The organism is Oceanimonas smirnovii ATCC BAA-899, assembly GCF_000381965.1.
In the GTDB taxonomy this organism is placed as follows: Bacteria; Pseudomonadota; Gammaproteobacteria; order Enterobacterales; family Aeromonadaceae; genus Oceanimonas; species Oceanimonas smirnovii.
In genome coordinates this window covers 1-14,476 of sequence record NZ_KB908460.1, presented here as the reverse complement: position 1 = coordinate 14,476, position 14,476 = coordinate 1, and the positions used below count along the sequence as shown (strand labels likewise).

13 protein-coding genes and 1 riboswitch are annotated in these 14,476 nt (G+C 55.7%); of the genes, 7 read left to right on the top strand and 6 right to left on the bottom strand.

All coding sequences use genetic code 11. The features are described 5' to 3' along the window. Positions 1 to 23: 23 nt before the first annotated feature. The 4 genes from G364_RS0109055 to G364_RS0109040 all read left to right on the top strand — a co-directional run bounded on the left by G364_RS0109055 (position 24) and on the right by G364_RS0109040 (position 2,582). Complete coding sequence (locus G364_RS0109055) at positions 24 to 311, top strand: LapA family protein (protein WP_019934829.1); 288 nt, start codon at positions 24 to 26, stop codon at positions 309 to 311. A gap of 8 nt (positions 312 to 319) precedes the next feature. Further along, the gene (gene lapB, locus G364_RS0109050) at positions 320 to 1,489 is read left to right on the top strand and encodes a lipopolysaccharide assembly protein LapB (RefSeq protein WP_019934828.1); all 1,170 of its coding nucleotides are present in this window, start codon (positions 320 to 322) and stop codon (positions 1,487 to 1,489) included. A 150-nt stretch (positions 1,490 to 1,639) separates the two neighbouring features. Next, the gene (gene pyrF, locus G364_RS0109045) at positions 1,640 to 2,353 is read left to right on the top strand and encodes an orotidine-5'-phosphate decarboxylase (RefSeq protein WP_019934827.1); all 714 of its coding nucleotides are present in this window, start codon (positions 1,640 to 1,642) and stop codon (positions 2,351 to 2,353) included. Then, complete coding sequence (locus G364_RS0109040) at positions 2,346 to 2,582, top strand: DUF3820 family protein (RefSeq protein ID WP_019934826.1); 237 nt, start codon at positions 2,346 to 2,348, stop codon at positions 2,580 to 2,582. The genes pyrF and G364_RS0109040 overlap by 8 nt, the downstream gene beginning before the upstream one ends. 41 nt (positions 2,583 to 2,623) lie before the next feature. Here the strand turns inward: G364_RS0109040 and G364_RS0109035 are convergent, their stop codons facing one another. After that, entirely contained in the window at positions 2,624 to 3,034 is a 411-nt protein-coding gene (locus tag G364_RS0109035; RefSeq protein ID WP_019934825.1) for an H-NS family histone-like protein, read from the bottom strand. 344 nt (positions 3,035 to 3,378) lie between these two features. Next, positions 3,379 to 3,552, top strand: a riboswitch (Lysine riboswitch). 72 nt (positions 3,553 to 3,624) lie between these two features. Between G364_RS0109035 and G364_RS0109030 the strand changes: the two genes are divergently transcribed. Beyond that, positions 3,625 to 5,175 carry a Na+/H+ antiporter NhaC family protein gene (locus tag G364_RS0109030; RefSeq protein ID WP_019934824.1) on the top strand — a complete coding sequence of 517 codons (1,551 nt, stop codon included), beginning with the start codon at positions 3,625 to 3,627 and terminating at the stop codon, positions 5,173 to 5,175. Between the two features lie 3 nt (positions 5,176 to 5,178). Here the strand turns inward: G364_RS0109030 and G364_RS0109025 are convergent, their stop codons facing one another. The 5 genes from G364_RS0109025 to G364_RS0109005 all read right to left on the bottom strand — a co-directional run bounded on the left by G364_RS0109025 (position 5,179) and on the right by G364_RS0109005 (position 10,810). Further along, complete coding sequence (locus G364_RS0109025; RefSeq protein ID WP_019934823.1) at positions 5,179 to 6,402, bottom strand: EAL and HDOD domain-containing protein; 1,224 nt, start codon at positions 6,400 to 6,402, stop codon at positions 5,179 to 5,181. Positions 6,403 to 6,525: 123 nt separating this feature from the next. Further along, entirely contained in the window at positions 6,526 to 7,818 is a 1,293-nt protein-coding gene (locus tag G364_RS0109020) for an outer membrane protein transport protein (protein ID WP_019934822.1), read from the bottom strand. A gap of 173 nt (positions 7,819 to 7,991) precedes the next feature. Beyond that, a complete protein-coding gene (gene putP / locus G364_RS0109015) occupies positions 7,992 to 9,455 on the bottom strand; it encodes a sodium/proline symporter PutP (protein WP_019934821.1) in 1,464 nt (487 codons plus the stop codon). 121 nt (positions 9,456 to 9,576) lie between these two features. Beyond that, positions 9,577 to 10,302: a DUF3379 domain-containing protein gene (locus tag G364_RS0109010; RefSeq protein ID WP_019934820.1), complete on the bottom strand. Its 726-nt coding sequence runs from the start codon at positions 10,300 to 10,302 to the stop codon at positions 9,577 to 9,579. Next, positions 10,295 to 10,810, bottom strand: coding sequence for a sigma-70 family RNA polymerase sigma factor (locus tag G364_RS0109005; protein WP_019934819.1), 516 nt, complete (start codon positions 10,808 to 10,810; stop codon positions 10,295 to 10,297). Before G364_RS0109005 ends, G364_RS0109010 begins: the two co-directional genes overlap by 8 nt. 199 nt (positions 10,811 to 11,009) lie before the next feature. Here G364_RS0109005 and fadI point away from each other — a divergent pair, with 199 nt between their 5' ends. Both fadI and fadJ read left to right on the top strand, forming a co-directional pair. Next, positions 11,010 to 12,326: an acetyl-CoA C-acyltransferase FadI gene (fadI, locus tag G364_RS0109000; protein ID WP_019934818.1), complete on the top strand. Its 1,317-nt coding sequence runs from the start codon at positions 11,010 to 11,012 to the stop codon at positions 12,324 to 12,326. Beyond that, positions 12,319 to 14,427 carry a fatty acid oxidation complex subunit alpha FadJ gene (gene fadJ, locus G364_RS0108995; RefSeq protein WP_019934817.1) on the top strand — a complete coding sequence of 703 codons (2,109 nt, stop codon included), beginning with the start codon at positions 12,319 to 12,321 and terminating at the stop codon, positions 14,425 to 14,427. The genes fadI and fadJ overlap by 8 nt, the downstream gene beginning before the upstream one ends. Positions 14,428 to 14,476 lie beyond the last annotated feature (49 nt).

Sequence of the window (14,476 nt, the reverse complement as noted above, 5' to 3'; positions counted from 1 at the left end):
AATCAGGATGTTGAGAGGGTAAAGTGAAAATAATCTTTGGCCTGATAATGCTGGCGATCCTTTTTGCCGTGGGGCTGACACTGGGCTCCCAGAACGACCAGCTGGTACATGTTAATTATCTGCTGGCTCAGGGTGATTACCGGCTGTCTTCATTGTTGGCAGTGGTGTTTGTGGCTGGTTTTTTGCTGGGCTGGCTGGTATTTGGTCTGGTGATGCTGCGTCTTAAAATGACCAACAAAGGGCTGAATAAAAAAGTAGAACGTCAGCACCGCGAACTGGAAGAGCTCAGAGCACTCCCGGTTAAGGAATAATACACTTCATGCTGGAATTGTTGTTTCTGCTGCTTCCGGTAGCGGCGGCTTATGGCTGGTATATGGGTCGCCGAAGTGTTCGCCAGGATACACAGAAACAATCCAGTCAGTTCTCCCGGCAATATGTTGCCGGGCTGAACTTTTTACTTTCCGATGAGCCCGACAAGGCGGTTGATCTCTTTATCCAGCTGTTGCAGGTTGACAGCGAAACCATAGAAACCCATCTGGCACTGGGCAACCTGTTTCGCTCCCGTGGTGAAGTAGACAGGGCCATTCGTATTCATCAGAACCTGATTGCCCGCACCAGCCTCTCTCTGGAACAACGCCATCTTGCCATGCTGGAGCTGGCCCGGGATTTCTTTGCCGCCGGCCTGCTGGATCGCGCCGAGCAAATATTAACAGAGTTAAAAGAAGATCCCGATTACGAGCAGGATGCCCTCGAGCTGCTGCTCACCCTTTATCAGCAGTTGCGTGACTGGGAGCAGGCCATTACGGTGGCAGGGCGGCTGAGAAAGCAGCAGGGCAACAAGGCCCTGATACCCATGGCGCATTTTTACTGTGAACTGGCAGAGCAAAAACAAAAGCGGCAAGACAGCAAAGGGGCCATCAGCGATTTCAAAAAAGCGCTGAAAGCCGATTCGGGCTGTGTTCGTGCCAGTATGGGGCTGGGTAAATTATATATGGCCGCAGGTAACCTGAGTCAGGCGGCCAGTGTTCTGCAAGAGGTGGCGCAGCAGGATAAAAGCTTTATCAGTGAAATTCTTTCAGATCTTCAGCACTGTTATCATCAGTTGCAACAGGATGACACCCTGACCGCCTTGCTTGAGCAATGGACAGCACAAGACGCTGGTGCCAGTGAAGTACTGATGCTGGCAGACCGCATAGCCGTTCGCGACGGCCAGGCCAGTGCCGAGCAACTGGTGTTATCCCATTTACAGCGCCATCCCACCATGAAAGGTTTTTACCGGCTGATGTCTTATCATGCCGATAATGCCGGTCAGGGCCAGGCCAGGGCCAGCCTGGAAATGCTTAAAGCCCTGGTGGCCGAACAGATAAAAGCCAAGCCCAGTCACCGTTGCGGCCATTGTGGCTTTTCCGTGCACAGCCTGTTCTGGCAATGTCCGTCCTGCAAGCAATGGGGCACCATCAAGCCGGTGCGCGGCCTGGACGGCGAATGATTTAAAGCAGGGAATAGGGACTGGGGAATAGGGAGCAGGGACTGGTAGTTGGCGATAAGCGCAGCGAATTCACAACATTGCGGCACGAATAAACAGATTCCGGCTCGGGGGCCGGAATGACCAAATGTAAAAACCGAAGGTAATTAACTCATGCAAACATCACACAACCGCGATCCCAAAGTGCTGATCGCCCTCGACTTTGCCGACGAGCAGCAGGCGAAAGCGCTGGTGGCGCAACTGGATCCGGCTCAGTGCCGGCTGAAAGTGGGTAAGGAAATGTTCACCCTGTTCGGCCCTGAATTTGTTCGTCACCTCACCGGGCAGGGCTTTGATGTCTTTCTTGACCTCAAGTTTCACGATATTCCCAACACAGTGGCCAAGGCCGTGGCCGCAGCCGCTGAGCTGGGCGTATGGATGGTGAATGTGCACGCCAGTGGCGGCAGCCGCATGATGGAAGCGGCCAAAGCGGCCCTGGCCCCTTACGGTGACAAGGCCCCCTTGCTGATTGCGGTGACAGTGCTGACCAGCATGACCGCCGACGAGCTTAATCAGACCGGCGTGCTGCGCTCTCCGGCAGAGCAGGTACTGGCCCTGGCCCGGCTCACACAAGCAGCCGGCCTAGACGGCGTGGTGTGCTCCGCACAGGAAGCCAGCCTGCTCAAGAGTGAGCTTGGCCCCGATTTTAAACTGATCACCCCGGGCATTCGTCCGGCGGGCAGTGATGCCGGTGATCAGCGCCGCATCATGACGCCTGAGCTGGCCCTGAAGGCGGGCAGTGACTATCTGGTTATCGGCCGGCCCATCACTCAGGCTGCGGATCCTGCCGCCGCCCTGAGCGCCATTAACGCCAGTCTGCATGGCTGAGCCTGTCTCACCCGGCCTGAGTCAGGCCGGGCTGCTGCGTATTATTCAAACCCCCATGCCCTATGGCAAATATCGCGGACAGCCGCTGCTGCGGCTGCCACTGGCCTATTTATGCTGGATGGAACGCCAGGGCTGGCCTGAAGGGCCGCTGGGGGCTGAGCTGGCACTGGTGTATGAGCTTAAACACAACGGGCTCGATCAGCCGCTTTACCGCTTATTACCCAAATAAAAAGAGGGCCTGCCGGCCCTCTTTTCAATAACAAGTATGCATTACTTTTTAATCAGATAATCTTGCAGAGATTTACCCTGGGTCTCAATACCTTCTTTGATAACTGAGGGCATACGACCCTGGCCGGTCCAGGTTTTACGCTCGCCGTTATCATGATATTCATATTTGGGCGGACGCTTGGCACGAGGTGCGCCAACTTTCTTGGCAGCAGGCTCAACGGCCTCAAGCAGCTCGCTTAAATCAATGCCATCGGCGGCCAGCATATCGGCATATTCTTTCAGTTTGCGCTCTTTTTCTGCGGCTTTGGCACGGTCTTCGGCTTCAGATTCACGGCGCTCTTCAACCACAGTGGTCAGTTTGTTAAGACCTTCTTCCAGTTGTTCCAGAGTAAGCTCGCGAGAGGTAGCGCGCAGGCTGCGAATATTAAGCAGCGTTTTCAAAAAATCGGACATTGTGTTCACCTGTAGCTTGTTTGTTTTTTTAATAAATTAAATTTACAGCCAGAATTGCATGGTTGCAAGTTAATTGGCATTAAAAAGACTGAACAATATAATCATAAAACAACAAGAATTGCAAAATGCAAAAGAATTCTTTTAGCGCGACTCATATTAAATCCTTACATTTCATAAGCAGAAAGGTAAGGCCTAAAGAAGTTAAACCTACTCTATCAACAACAGACACACTTTGCAGGCAAGGTTTATCAAATGTAGATAATAACGACATTAAGCCAACATAAATGCAACAAAACAGATGAATGTGTTGATCTTTACGCCCGAGCCAGTAAAATTCGCCAACTTACCTGCGTAGAGGCGCAGTGCTTATCAGTAAGCCGGAACAGGGTGATACCAATGACGCCGGCCAAAAGGAAGTGCTGCCGAAGCTGTGGTTTTTATCACCGAATCACGGTTGGGATCAGTACCTAAAGGGCTGATACTGTCACAATTATTGATTGTGATGCGCTACTGCTGGGAAAGAAAGGATAAGACTGTGTCGGTTTCCTGCTCCTGGTGGTTTTTTCATTACTTAACATTCAGGTGTCGCTGTGGAAGCTCATCCGTTTATTCAGACTGTCTGGTCCGTATTACCCCCGCTTATTGCCATTTTACTGGCCATTGCCACCCGCAAGGTGTTGCTTTCGCTGGGCCTTGGCATTGTATTGGCCAGCCTGCTGCTGGAGCAATTTAATCCCCTCAATTCCTTGTCTCATCTTGGTATCAAGGTGCAGTCTTTGTTCTGGGATGAAGGCGCCCTGAATGAATGGAATGTGAATATTCTGCTTTTTCTGTTATTGCTGGGCTGCATTATCAGTATGCTGAGCCGTGCCGGTGCAACCCACGCCTTTGCAGAATGGGCGCAGGCCCGTATTAAAAGCCGCCGTCAGGCCAAAGCCATGACAGGTCTGCTGGTGTTTGTGTTTTTCATTGATGATTACTTTCACAGTTTATCGGTAGGCACCATTTGCCGCCCGGTCACCGATCGCTTTGGTATATCCCGTGCCAAGCTGGCCTATTTGCTGGATTCTACCGCCGCGCCCGTGTGTGTATTGATGCCGGTGTCTTCCTGGGGAGCCTATATCATAGCGCTGGTTGGCGGTATTCTGGCCGGCTATGGCGTAACCGGACAAAGTCCGCTGGCAGCATTTATCACCATGGGTGCCATGAACTTTTACGCCATTTTTACCCTGCTGATGGTCATTCTGGTGATTCGTGGCGGCTGGGATCTGGGCCTGATGCAGCGCCATGAAGCACAGGCGTTGCGTGGTGAGCTGTTTGACAGCAGCAAAGGCACGCCGCCGGGCGTACACGATCATGAGGTGGCCGGTGGCCGGGTCACTGATCTGTTGTTTGCCATTGGCGGTCTCACACTGGTGACCGTGGCCGGCCTGCTCTGGACCGGTGCCACGGCGCTGAGTGAGGCAGGAGAGGCGTTCAGCCTGCTGGGCGCACTGGAAAATACCAATGTGGGCCGCGCTCTGGTGGCTGGTGGTGTGGCCGGGCTGCTGATTTGTGCCATCAGCCTGGTGCGTGAGCGCACCACCGGCAAAGACTGGCTGCATACCCTGCTGGTGGGCGTGAAAGGCATGCTGCCGGCCATTTATATTCTGTTGTTTGCCTGGACCATTGCCGGCCTTATCAGTGAGCTGGAAACCGGCAAATATCTGGCGTCTCTGGTGCAACAGAATCTGCCGATTTATCTGTTGCCGGCCATTTTGTTTATTCTGGCGGGTATTATGGCCTTTGCCACCGGCACCAGCTGGGGCACCTTTGGTGTTATGTTGCCCATTGCGGCCGACATGACCATGGCCATCGATACCGGCATGCTGCTGCCGGGCATGGCCGCGGTCATGGCCGGTGCGGTATTTGGTGACCACTGCTCGCCTATCTCTGACACCACCATACTGTCGTCTACCGGCGCGTCCTGTCATCATATCGATCATGTGATGACACAGCTGCCTTATGCGCTGTCGATGGCGGTGGTCAGCATTGCCGGCTTTCTGGCGCTGGGAGTAACGGCCAGCATGCTGGCTGGTCTGATGGCCTCTGCCATTATGTTTATGGTTGTGCTGGGGTTCTGGGCCTTGCGCCGGCGCTAGCGCTCAGCGGGAGGCCTCCAGCTGGTTACTCCAGCTGATGGCCTCTTCATAATAGCGGGCATTGACATCCGGCTGCAGACCAATAAAGTCGAGCCGTTTTTGCAGATTAGTCCAGTTGGCTCTTTCATGATCCTGAATAAGACCCAGTAAAAAGCCCAGCTCCCCCTTGCCATGTTCCAGCGCCTGTTTTGCCTCATCAGAAATAGGCAGCTGAGGCAATATATCGGCTACCGGACGCTCAAGCAGCACATCCAGCAGTGAAAACAAACCGCAGATAAAGGCATCATGGGCGAGTGCAGGGTTCATCAGGCCAGCCAGCAACTCACACCAGCGGGCCCGAATAATGGACAAACGATATAATTCACGGTTTTTATTTTTGCTGATATAGGCTGTCATCACCATGGCGGTAAACCGTTTCAGCTGCTCCTGACCCAGATACACCAGCGCATAACGTAAATTTTCTATGCTCTGGCGTTTATAGCCCATATGCAGGCTGTTGACATAGCGCAATACATTATAAGTCAGTGGCAGATCCCGGCTGAACAGCGCTGTCAGTTTGTCATAATCAATCTGTGGCTCACTGACGGCTTTCAGCAGTTCAAAGGCAGTGATTTCATCCGTGGTCAGCAGCCGGCGTTTAATCACCTGTGGCTGCTGAAAATAATATCCCTGAAAATACTCAAAGCCGACAGCACGGGCAGACTCAAATTCGTCTAATGTTTCTACTTTTTCTGCAATAAAGCGCAGCTCAGGATAATCGCTGGCCTGTTCAATAATGCGCCGGCAGTCAGCCAATGGTAACTGACGCAAATCTAGCTTGATAAAGTTCACATAAGGAAAAAACGAACTCCAGCCATGTCCGGGCACATGATCATCCAGCGCCACCTTAATGCCGGCCCGGCGAAGTTGTTTTACTTGTTCCAGCAGTTCGGGAGTGGGGCGGGCATCTTCCAGAATTTCAATCACCATATTCTGATGTTTCTGCCCTATCGTCAGCCCTTCTGCCAGCAGAGAGTCAGGAAAATTAACAAAGCACATGGCAGAGCCCACCAGGTCGTCAATTTTCTCACTTAAAAACTGCTCGGCAATCAGCCGCCGGGTAGCCTGCTCAGAGCTGATATCAGGAAACCGGTTTTCCAGACCAAGACGAAACAACAGCTCATAGCCCAGCGGATTGCCATTCACATCCAGAATGGCCTGGCGTGCGACGAAACTGTATGCGTTCATGAAACAACCAATATGAAAAATAATCCGGTAATATACCGTAATCGACCACAGTGAAACAAACCTTCAGCACAAAAACAAAAGCGCCCGAAGGCGCTTTGATTATAAATGCGGGCGTAATGAAGATTAAAACTGGTAGTTCATTTGCAGGCCCATCAGGTAGGCATCACCGCCGGAGGTAAAAGCAAAGCCGTCTTCCACCACATCCACCTTGCCGCCATCCAGAAAGGCAAAGGCGGCATCCACACTCAGGTTCTGGCTCACGGCATAAGTGGCCCCCAGGGTGTACCAGGTGCGGTCAACATCGGGAATGGAAATGCTGCGGGTGGCTTCCGGCACCGGTGACTGATCGTACGCCAGGCCGCCGCGCAGGGTCCACTGATCATTCAGCTGATGGGTAAGCCCCGCACTGACCCGCCAGCTGTTATCAAATTTCTCGTCTTTCTGGAACAAAGTGCCATTATTACTGCCCAGCGCCCGCAGCTCCTCAAAGCTGCTCCACTGAGTCCACATAATGCCGTAATGCACCGCCCAGGCCGGATCCACCTGATGAAAGCCCGACAGCTCGGCAATGGCGGGCAGGGTTAAATCCAGCTTGCCGGGCACCGTCTGGCCATTAGTACCCACCGGGAGGCCGGGTACAACAGAGGGTTTGGCACTGGCATAATCACCTTCCAGGGTTAAATCCACTTCAGAGCGGTAGGTCAGGGCCCAGCGGTTATACTCATCCGCTTCCAGCAGCATGCCGATATTCCAGCCATAGCCCCAGTCGTCACCGGCTAAACGCACAAACTCTGAGGTAGGCTGCAAGCCTAGGCCCGGGTTTGCCACTGCCGCCACTCCTGAATGCCGGATCAGCTCCGCATCCGCATACACCGCATTAAAACCGCCTCCCAGCGACAGATGAGGGTTCACTCGGTAGGCAATGCTGGGGTTAACATTTATGGTGGTCAGCGAGGTTTTACCCGCCACCGGCCCGGCGTAGTGATCATCCTGATAGGTGGTAGACAGACCATAGTTGGTAAAAATGCCCAGGCCCGCAGCCCATTGCTCATTAATGGGCTGCACATAATAGAAAAACGGCACCACCGCATCATCGGCAATATCATTTGACTGAGTCGGCAGGCCGGCAATGCCGGCGGCAGCGGCCTGACCTGCGGTAGGCTTGCCTTCCACATCCACTTCCGGATTCACATAAACCGCACCTGCCGACAGCGACGAGCGGTCAAACAGCGTCATGGCTGCCGGATTACGCCCCAGCACAGACGCGTTTTCGGCGGCGGCACCTTCACCGGCATAAGCCCGGCCCAATCCTGTGGTGCTTTGCTCCGCCAGCTGAAACGCCGCAGCCTGAGCCTGTCCGGTGGCCATGGTCACGGCGGCTGCCAGCACCGACAAAGTTAATGTCTTTTTGCGCATAGAGTCATCTCACTTTCCTGGGTGAACAAAGAGGCGGCGACAACAGAACGCGGCCGGTAATAAAACACCTGTTTAAAGCAGATTAGAAAGAAGTCACAAAAAAGTAAAACAAGCGTTTAAAAAAAAGAGGCCGAACGGCCTCTTTTGTGAGAAAAATCAAACTGTAAACTGGCTTACAGCTCCGACTCCATACGCCGGAAACCCAGCACAACGGCTTTGGACGGCTCCTTGTCGTAGCGGCTTACCAGCCAGCACGCCAGCCAGCAAACAACAAAGCCGGGCACAATTTCATAGAGATCAAACAGACCGCCTTCCAGCTGTTTCCAGCCGATAACGGTCAGGGCACCCAGCACAATGCCGGCCAGGGCACCGTTACGGGTAAGGCGAGACCAGAACACCGACAAAATCATCACAGGGCCGAAGGCGGCACCAAAGCCGGCCCAGGCGTAACTGACCAGCTCCAGCACCGAGGCTTCCCGGTCGGTGGCAATCACCAGCGCCAGCACCGCTACCGCCAGCACCGCAAACCGGCCAACCCACACCAGTTCATTATCACTGGCCTTGGGGCGCAGCCAGCGCTTGTAAAAGTCTTCCGTCAGCGCAGAAGAGCACACCAGCAGCTGAGAGTCGATGGTGCTCATAATGGCCGACATAATGGCGGCAATCAAAAAGCCGGCCACCCAGGGGTTAAACACCGCATTGGCCAGCGCCAGAAACACGGTTTCTGAGTTTTCCAGCGGGGCATCGGCAAAATACACAGCGCCAGACAACCCCACACCCAGGGCACCAATCAAAGACAGAATCATCCAGCTCATGGCAATGCGCCGCGACAGCGGCACCGAGGCGGGCGAGTCAATGGCCATAAAGCGGGCCAGAATGTGCGGCTGGCCAAAATAACCCAGGCCCCATGCCAGCAAACTCAGACCGCTCAGCAATGAAAAGTCGTGAAACAGGTTCAGTTTGTTGTTGTCCAGGGCATCAAGTGACGTCATGGTTTGCTCCATGCCGCCCAGTTCGTTCATCACCGCCCAGGGCATGACGATCAGCGCCAGCAGCATCAGAATGCCCTGAAAAAAGTCCGTCCAGGACACCGCCAGAAAACCACCCATAAAGGTATAGGCCACAATCACGGCACCGCCGATAAGAAGGGCGCTGAGATAGGGCAGGCCAAATACTTTCTCAAACAGAATGGCACCGCCCACCAGCCCGGAGGAGGTGTAAAACACAAAAAACACCAGAATGGTCAGCGCCGAAATCACGCGAATAAGACCACTTTTGTCATCCAGGCGGTTTTCCAGAAAGTCGGGCAGGGTAAGGGAGTCGTTGGCCTGCTCGGTATACACCCGCAGCCGCTTGGCCACAAACAGCCAGTTAAGCCAGGCACCCAGCACCAGGCCAATGCCAATCCAGGCCTGATTAATACCATAAAGATAAACCGCACCGGGCAGGCCCAGCAGCAACCAGCCGCTCATGTCGGAGGCACCCACACTCAGTGCCGCCACACCGGGCCCGAGGCGGCGGCCGCCCAGAATATAATCACTGAGCGAGCTGGTTGCTTTATAAGCTACCACCCCAATCAGCATGGTCAGCACCAGATAGCCGACAAAGGTAATTAAAATAGGGAGTTCAATGGTCATAGCGCGTTCCCGTTGTTGCAAACAGCATTAATGGCTTCCGTGTTATCACGGGCTGAATGTTACACCAAAAGAGCATACAACTCTTATAATAGATGGTGCCGAACGGGAACGCGGACGAAAATTAGATCGCTTTCTCCAAAGATGCCTTTACCCGCTCGGCAACGCGGCTGACGTCTTCGTTGCGATCGCTTACCACCACCAGGCGGTTATAGCTCATGGGCAGCACCTCGCCGTGCAGGTTGTCTTTGCTGAACCGTTCCTGCAGCTGCAAAGCCCGCTCCATGGGCACCAGAAACACATGCACCCTGTCGTGCTCGCCCTGCACCACCAGATGTGCCGCCGGACCACCGGCAAACATGCAGTGGTTGGCATAATACACCTTGCCCAGGCCGCTCAAATCCTGCAGCCGGGTGCCGTAAGGGCGCAGCTTGGCGTTCACGGTTTCAAGGGTCACTTCTTCATCAATGTAATGGGTAAAAGGCATTTCCCGCAGCACATGAGTAACCGCCACCTCGCCAACTGCCGGCGGCTCGGCCACGGCCTGGGGGGAAAAGGTCACAAAGCGGGTGGCAAAGCCCAGGGCAAAGGCCACCGACGCCGCCACCGCCAGATACCGCCAGCGTGACTGCTCACGATCGGGCTGTCGCAGCAAATGAGACAGCATCAGTTTATCGGGCAGGGCATGGGGCACCGGCTCTTCCAGGGCAAAGCTCAGCTTGCGGTTAAACGCCTTCATGTCTTCCAGAAACTGACGGTTACTCTTGCTGCTGGCAGATGCGGCTAAAAATTCGGGACTTTTATCATCAGGATCCGCATAAGCCCGGCGACGGAATTCCAGATCATCCATTACTGCGACCTCTTGGTGTAGTGTCTTGCTCCATGGCCTCTTTCAGCTGATTTCTGGCCCGAAAGAGGCGGGTCATTACGGTGTTCTTGTTCAAATCCAGTATTCCGGCAATTTCTTCTCCACTAAAACCACCAATTACCTGCAGTAACAGTGGCTCGCGATATTCAGGGGCAAGGTCGGCAATATGCCGTCGCAGCCACTCATTTTCCATTTTCTGCTCCATGCCCGGGGTTTTGCGATCGGGCACGGCCGTGGTTTCAATGTCGACCAGATCGAACTGCTTGCGTTCAAACCGGCGGGCATTTTCCCGGCGCAAAATGGTGATGAGCCAGGCTTTGGCGGCTTTCTCTTCCTTGAGGCTGTCGAGGGCCTTCCAGGCACGCAAAAACGTCTCCTGTACCAGGTCTTCGGCTATCTGTCGGTCGTGGCACAGCCAGAACGCATAGCGGAACAAATCGCCATGCAGGGCATACACCAACGCCTCGTAACGCTTTTGTTTCATCATCATGCTCTTAGAGACCGAGTGCTGCCCCTGTTGCTTTCGCTTAAATACGGAAATCATCATTTTTTCACCAAGTGGGCACATGTTAATCAGTCTAACCACAGTTGCCCCACACTGCGACTCTTGTTATTTACCTGTTTGAAACCCTTTTTGCCATTGCTACTATTCAGGCAGGTCAGACCTCTTGCCATAACAAGGAGCGTTCATGTCGTCTACCATTCCACTTGTTACTCACAAGGGTGATCGCATTGCCTTTGTGTCGGGGTTGCGCACCCCCTTTGCCCGTCAGGCCAGCGTATTTAAAGACATGGCCGCCCTCGATCTGGGCCGCATGCTGGTGGCCGAGCTGCTGGCCCGGGCACCGGTAAACGCCAGTGACATAGAGCAGCTGGTGTTTGGTCAGGTCATTCAGATGCCCAGCGCCCCCAACATTGCCCGTGAAATAGTGCTGGGCACCGAATTGCCGGTAAGCACAGACGCCTACAGCGTGACCCGCGCCTGTGCCACCAGTTTTCAGGCAGTGTCGAGCCTGGCCGAGGCCATGCAGGCGGGCAGGGTGGAAGTGGGCATTGCCGGCGGGGCCGATTCGTCTTCGGTGCTGCCCATTGGCGTGTCGCGCCGGCTGGCGGCGGCGCTGCTGGAGCTGAGCAAAGCCAAAACCCTGAGCAAAAAACTGGCCATTTTGCGCCGGCTTAAGTTAACAGACCTGGCCCTGGTGCCGCCGGCCATTGCCGAATATTCCACCGGCCTCACCATGGGCCAGACCGCCGAGCAAATGGCCAAAAGCCACGGCATTTCCCGCCGGGCGCAAGACGAATTTGCCCATCGTTCCCATACGCTGGCCGCTCATGCCTGGCAGCAGGGCTGGCTTAGCGATGAAGTGATGACGGCTTATGTGCCGCCCTTTAAAGCGCCCTTTGCGCAAGACAACACCCTGCGTGCCGATTCACAATTAAGCAATTATGAGCGGCTTAAGCCCGCCTTTGACAAGCGCCATGGCACCGTCACCGCCGGCAACAGCACGGCGCTGACCGACGGTGCCGCCGCCGTGCTGATGATGACCGAAAGCCGTGCCAGGGCGCTGGGGCTGAAACCCTTGGGCTATTTGCGCAGCCATGCCTATGCCGCCATTGATGTGCGCCACAATATGCTGCTGGGGCCCAGCTACGCCACGCCCAAAGCGCTGGCGCAGGCGGGCTGCAGCCTGGCCGACATGAGCCTGATAGACATGCACGAGGCCTTTGCCGCCCAGACCCTGGCCAATATTCAGTGCTTTGAAAGCCGCACCTTTGCCGAAAACGAGCTGGGGCAGGGCAATGCCATCGGCACCATCGACATGGACAAATTCAACGTGCTGGGCGGCTCGCTGGCCTATGGCCATCCGTTTGCCGCCACCGGCGCACGCATGATCACTCAAACCCTGAACGAGCTGAACCGCCGCGGCGGCGGTCTGGCCCTTGCCACTGCCTGTGCCGCCGGCGGCCTGGGCGTGGCCATGGTACTGGAGGCAGCCAATGACTGAATCTACCTTTACCCTGCGCACCGAAGACGGCATTGGCATCATCACCATGGATGTGCCCGGTGAGCGCATGAACACACTGCGCGAGAGTTTTGCCGGCGAGCTGCGTGCCCTGCTGGCCGAGATTCACAACAACCCGGCCATTAAAGGGCTGGTGCTGCGCTCGGGCAAACCCGACTCTTTTGTGGCCGGTGCCGATGTGCGCATGCTGGAAGGCTGCATCAGCGCCGGGGCCGCGGCGGCGCTGTCCCGCGCCGGCCAGGAGATCTTTACCGAGCTGGAGCGGCTTGAGCTACCGCTGATTGCCGCCATTCACGGCCCCTGCTTAGGGGGAGGGCTGGAGCTGGCGCTGGCCTGCCATGGCCGGGTGTGCAGCGATGCTGACATTACTCGTCTGGGCCTGCCGGAAGTGCAGCTGGGGCTGATCCCCGGCTCCGGCGGCACCCAGCGGCTGCCCCGGGAAGTGGGCTTGATGAAAGCCCTCGATATGATGCTCACCGGCAAGCAGCTGCGCCCCAAACAGGCACTCAGGGCCGGTCTGGTGCACGACTGCGTGCCCGAAAGCATTCTGCTGGATACCGCCATGGCCATGGCGAAACAGGGCAAGCCCGCCAGTGCCCGCAAAACGGATCTCAAAACCAAAGCGCTGGAAGGCAACCCGCTGGGCCGCAAACTGGTGTTTGATCAGGCCCTGAGCAAGCTGCGCGGCAAAACCCAGGGTAACTATCCGGCACCGGAAACCCTGCTGAACGTGGTGCGCACCGGCCTTGAGCAGGGCAGTGAAGCCGGTTATCAGGCCGAAGCCAGCGCCTTTGGCGAGCTGGTGATGACGCCCGAGTCGGCCTCCTTGCGCCGGCTGTTTTTTGCCACCACCGAAATGAAAAAAGAAACCACCTATCAGGGGGCCGAGCCCGGGCCACTGCATCGCATTGGCGTGCTGGGCGGTGGATTAATGGGCGGCGGCATTGCCTTTGTGACCGCCACCAGAGCGGGTATGCCGGTGCGCATTAAAGACATAAAAGCCGAAGGCATTAATCAGGCCATGGCCACCGCGCACCGGCTGCTCAACGCCAAAGTAAAGAAAAAGCACCTGCGCCGCCCCGAGATGAATCGCCAGCTGGCGCTGCTCTCCGGCACCCTGGATTTCAGCGGTGTTGAGCGCGCCGACCTGGTGGTGGAGGCGGTATTTGAAGATCTGGCCATAAAACGAGACATGGTGCGGCAGGTGCAGCAGCACGGCGCGGCCCACACCATATTTGCCAGCAACACCTCGTCCATTCCCATTCATCAGATTGCCGAAGGGGCCGCCGATCCCAGCCGTGTGGTGGGGCTGCATTATTTCAGCCCGGTAGAAAAAATGCCCCTGGCCGAAATTATTCCCCATGCCGGCACCAGCCCGAAAACCGTGGCCACGGCGCTGAAACTGGCCCGGGCTCAGGGCAAAACCCCCATAGTGGTAAAAGACAGCGCCGGCTTTTATGTTAACCGCATTCTCGCTCCCTACATTAATGAAGCCGCCCGCCTGCTGCTGGAAGGCGAGCCGATAGAAGCCATAGATCGCGCTTTGGTGAAATACGGCTTTCCGGTAGGGCCCATTACCCTGCTGGATGAAGTGGGTCTGGACGTGGCAGTAAAAATTGCGCCCGTGCTTGAGGCGGAGCTGGGCAGTCGCTTCAAGGCCCCGGCGGCCCTGAACAAACTGCTGGAAGCCAAGCGTTATGGCAAAAAGAACGGCCGCGGTTTTTACGCCTTTAATAAAAAAGGCAAACCCGCCGATCCGGACATGTATCGCCTGCTGGGCATTACCCCCAAAGCGCAATTACCCGCCCAGGACATGGCCGAACGCTGCACCCTGCTGATGCTCAACGAAGCCGCCCTGGCCTTGGCTGATGGCGTAATTGCCAGCCCCCGCGACGGCGACATCGGTGCCGTGTTCGGCATTGGCTATCCGCCCTTCACCGGCGGCCCCTTCCATCATATGCATCAGCAGGGCATCGCCAACATGGTAGCCAAAATGGAAGAATACGCGCGCAAATACGGCGAACGCTTCGGGCCCTGTGAACCGCTGCGAGACATGGCGAAAGCAGGGAAAAGTTATTACTGAGGGAAGCAACTCATTACTCCTCCCCCTTTAAGGGGGAGGCTGGGAGGGG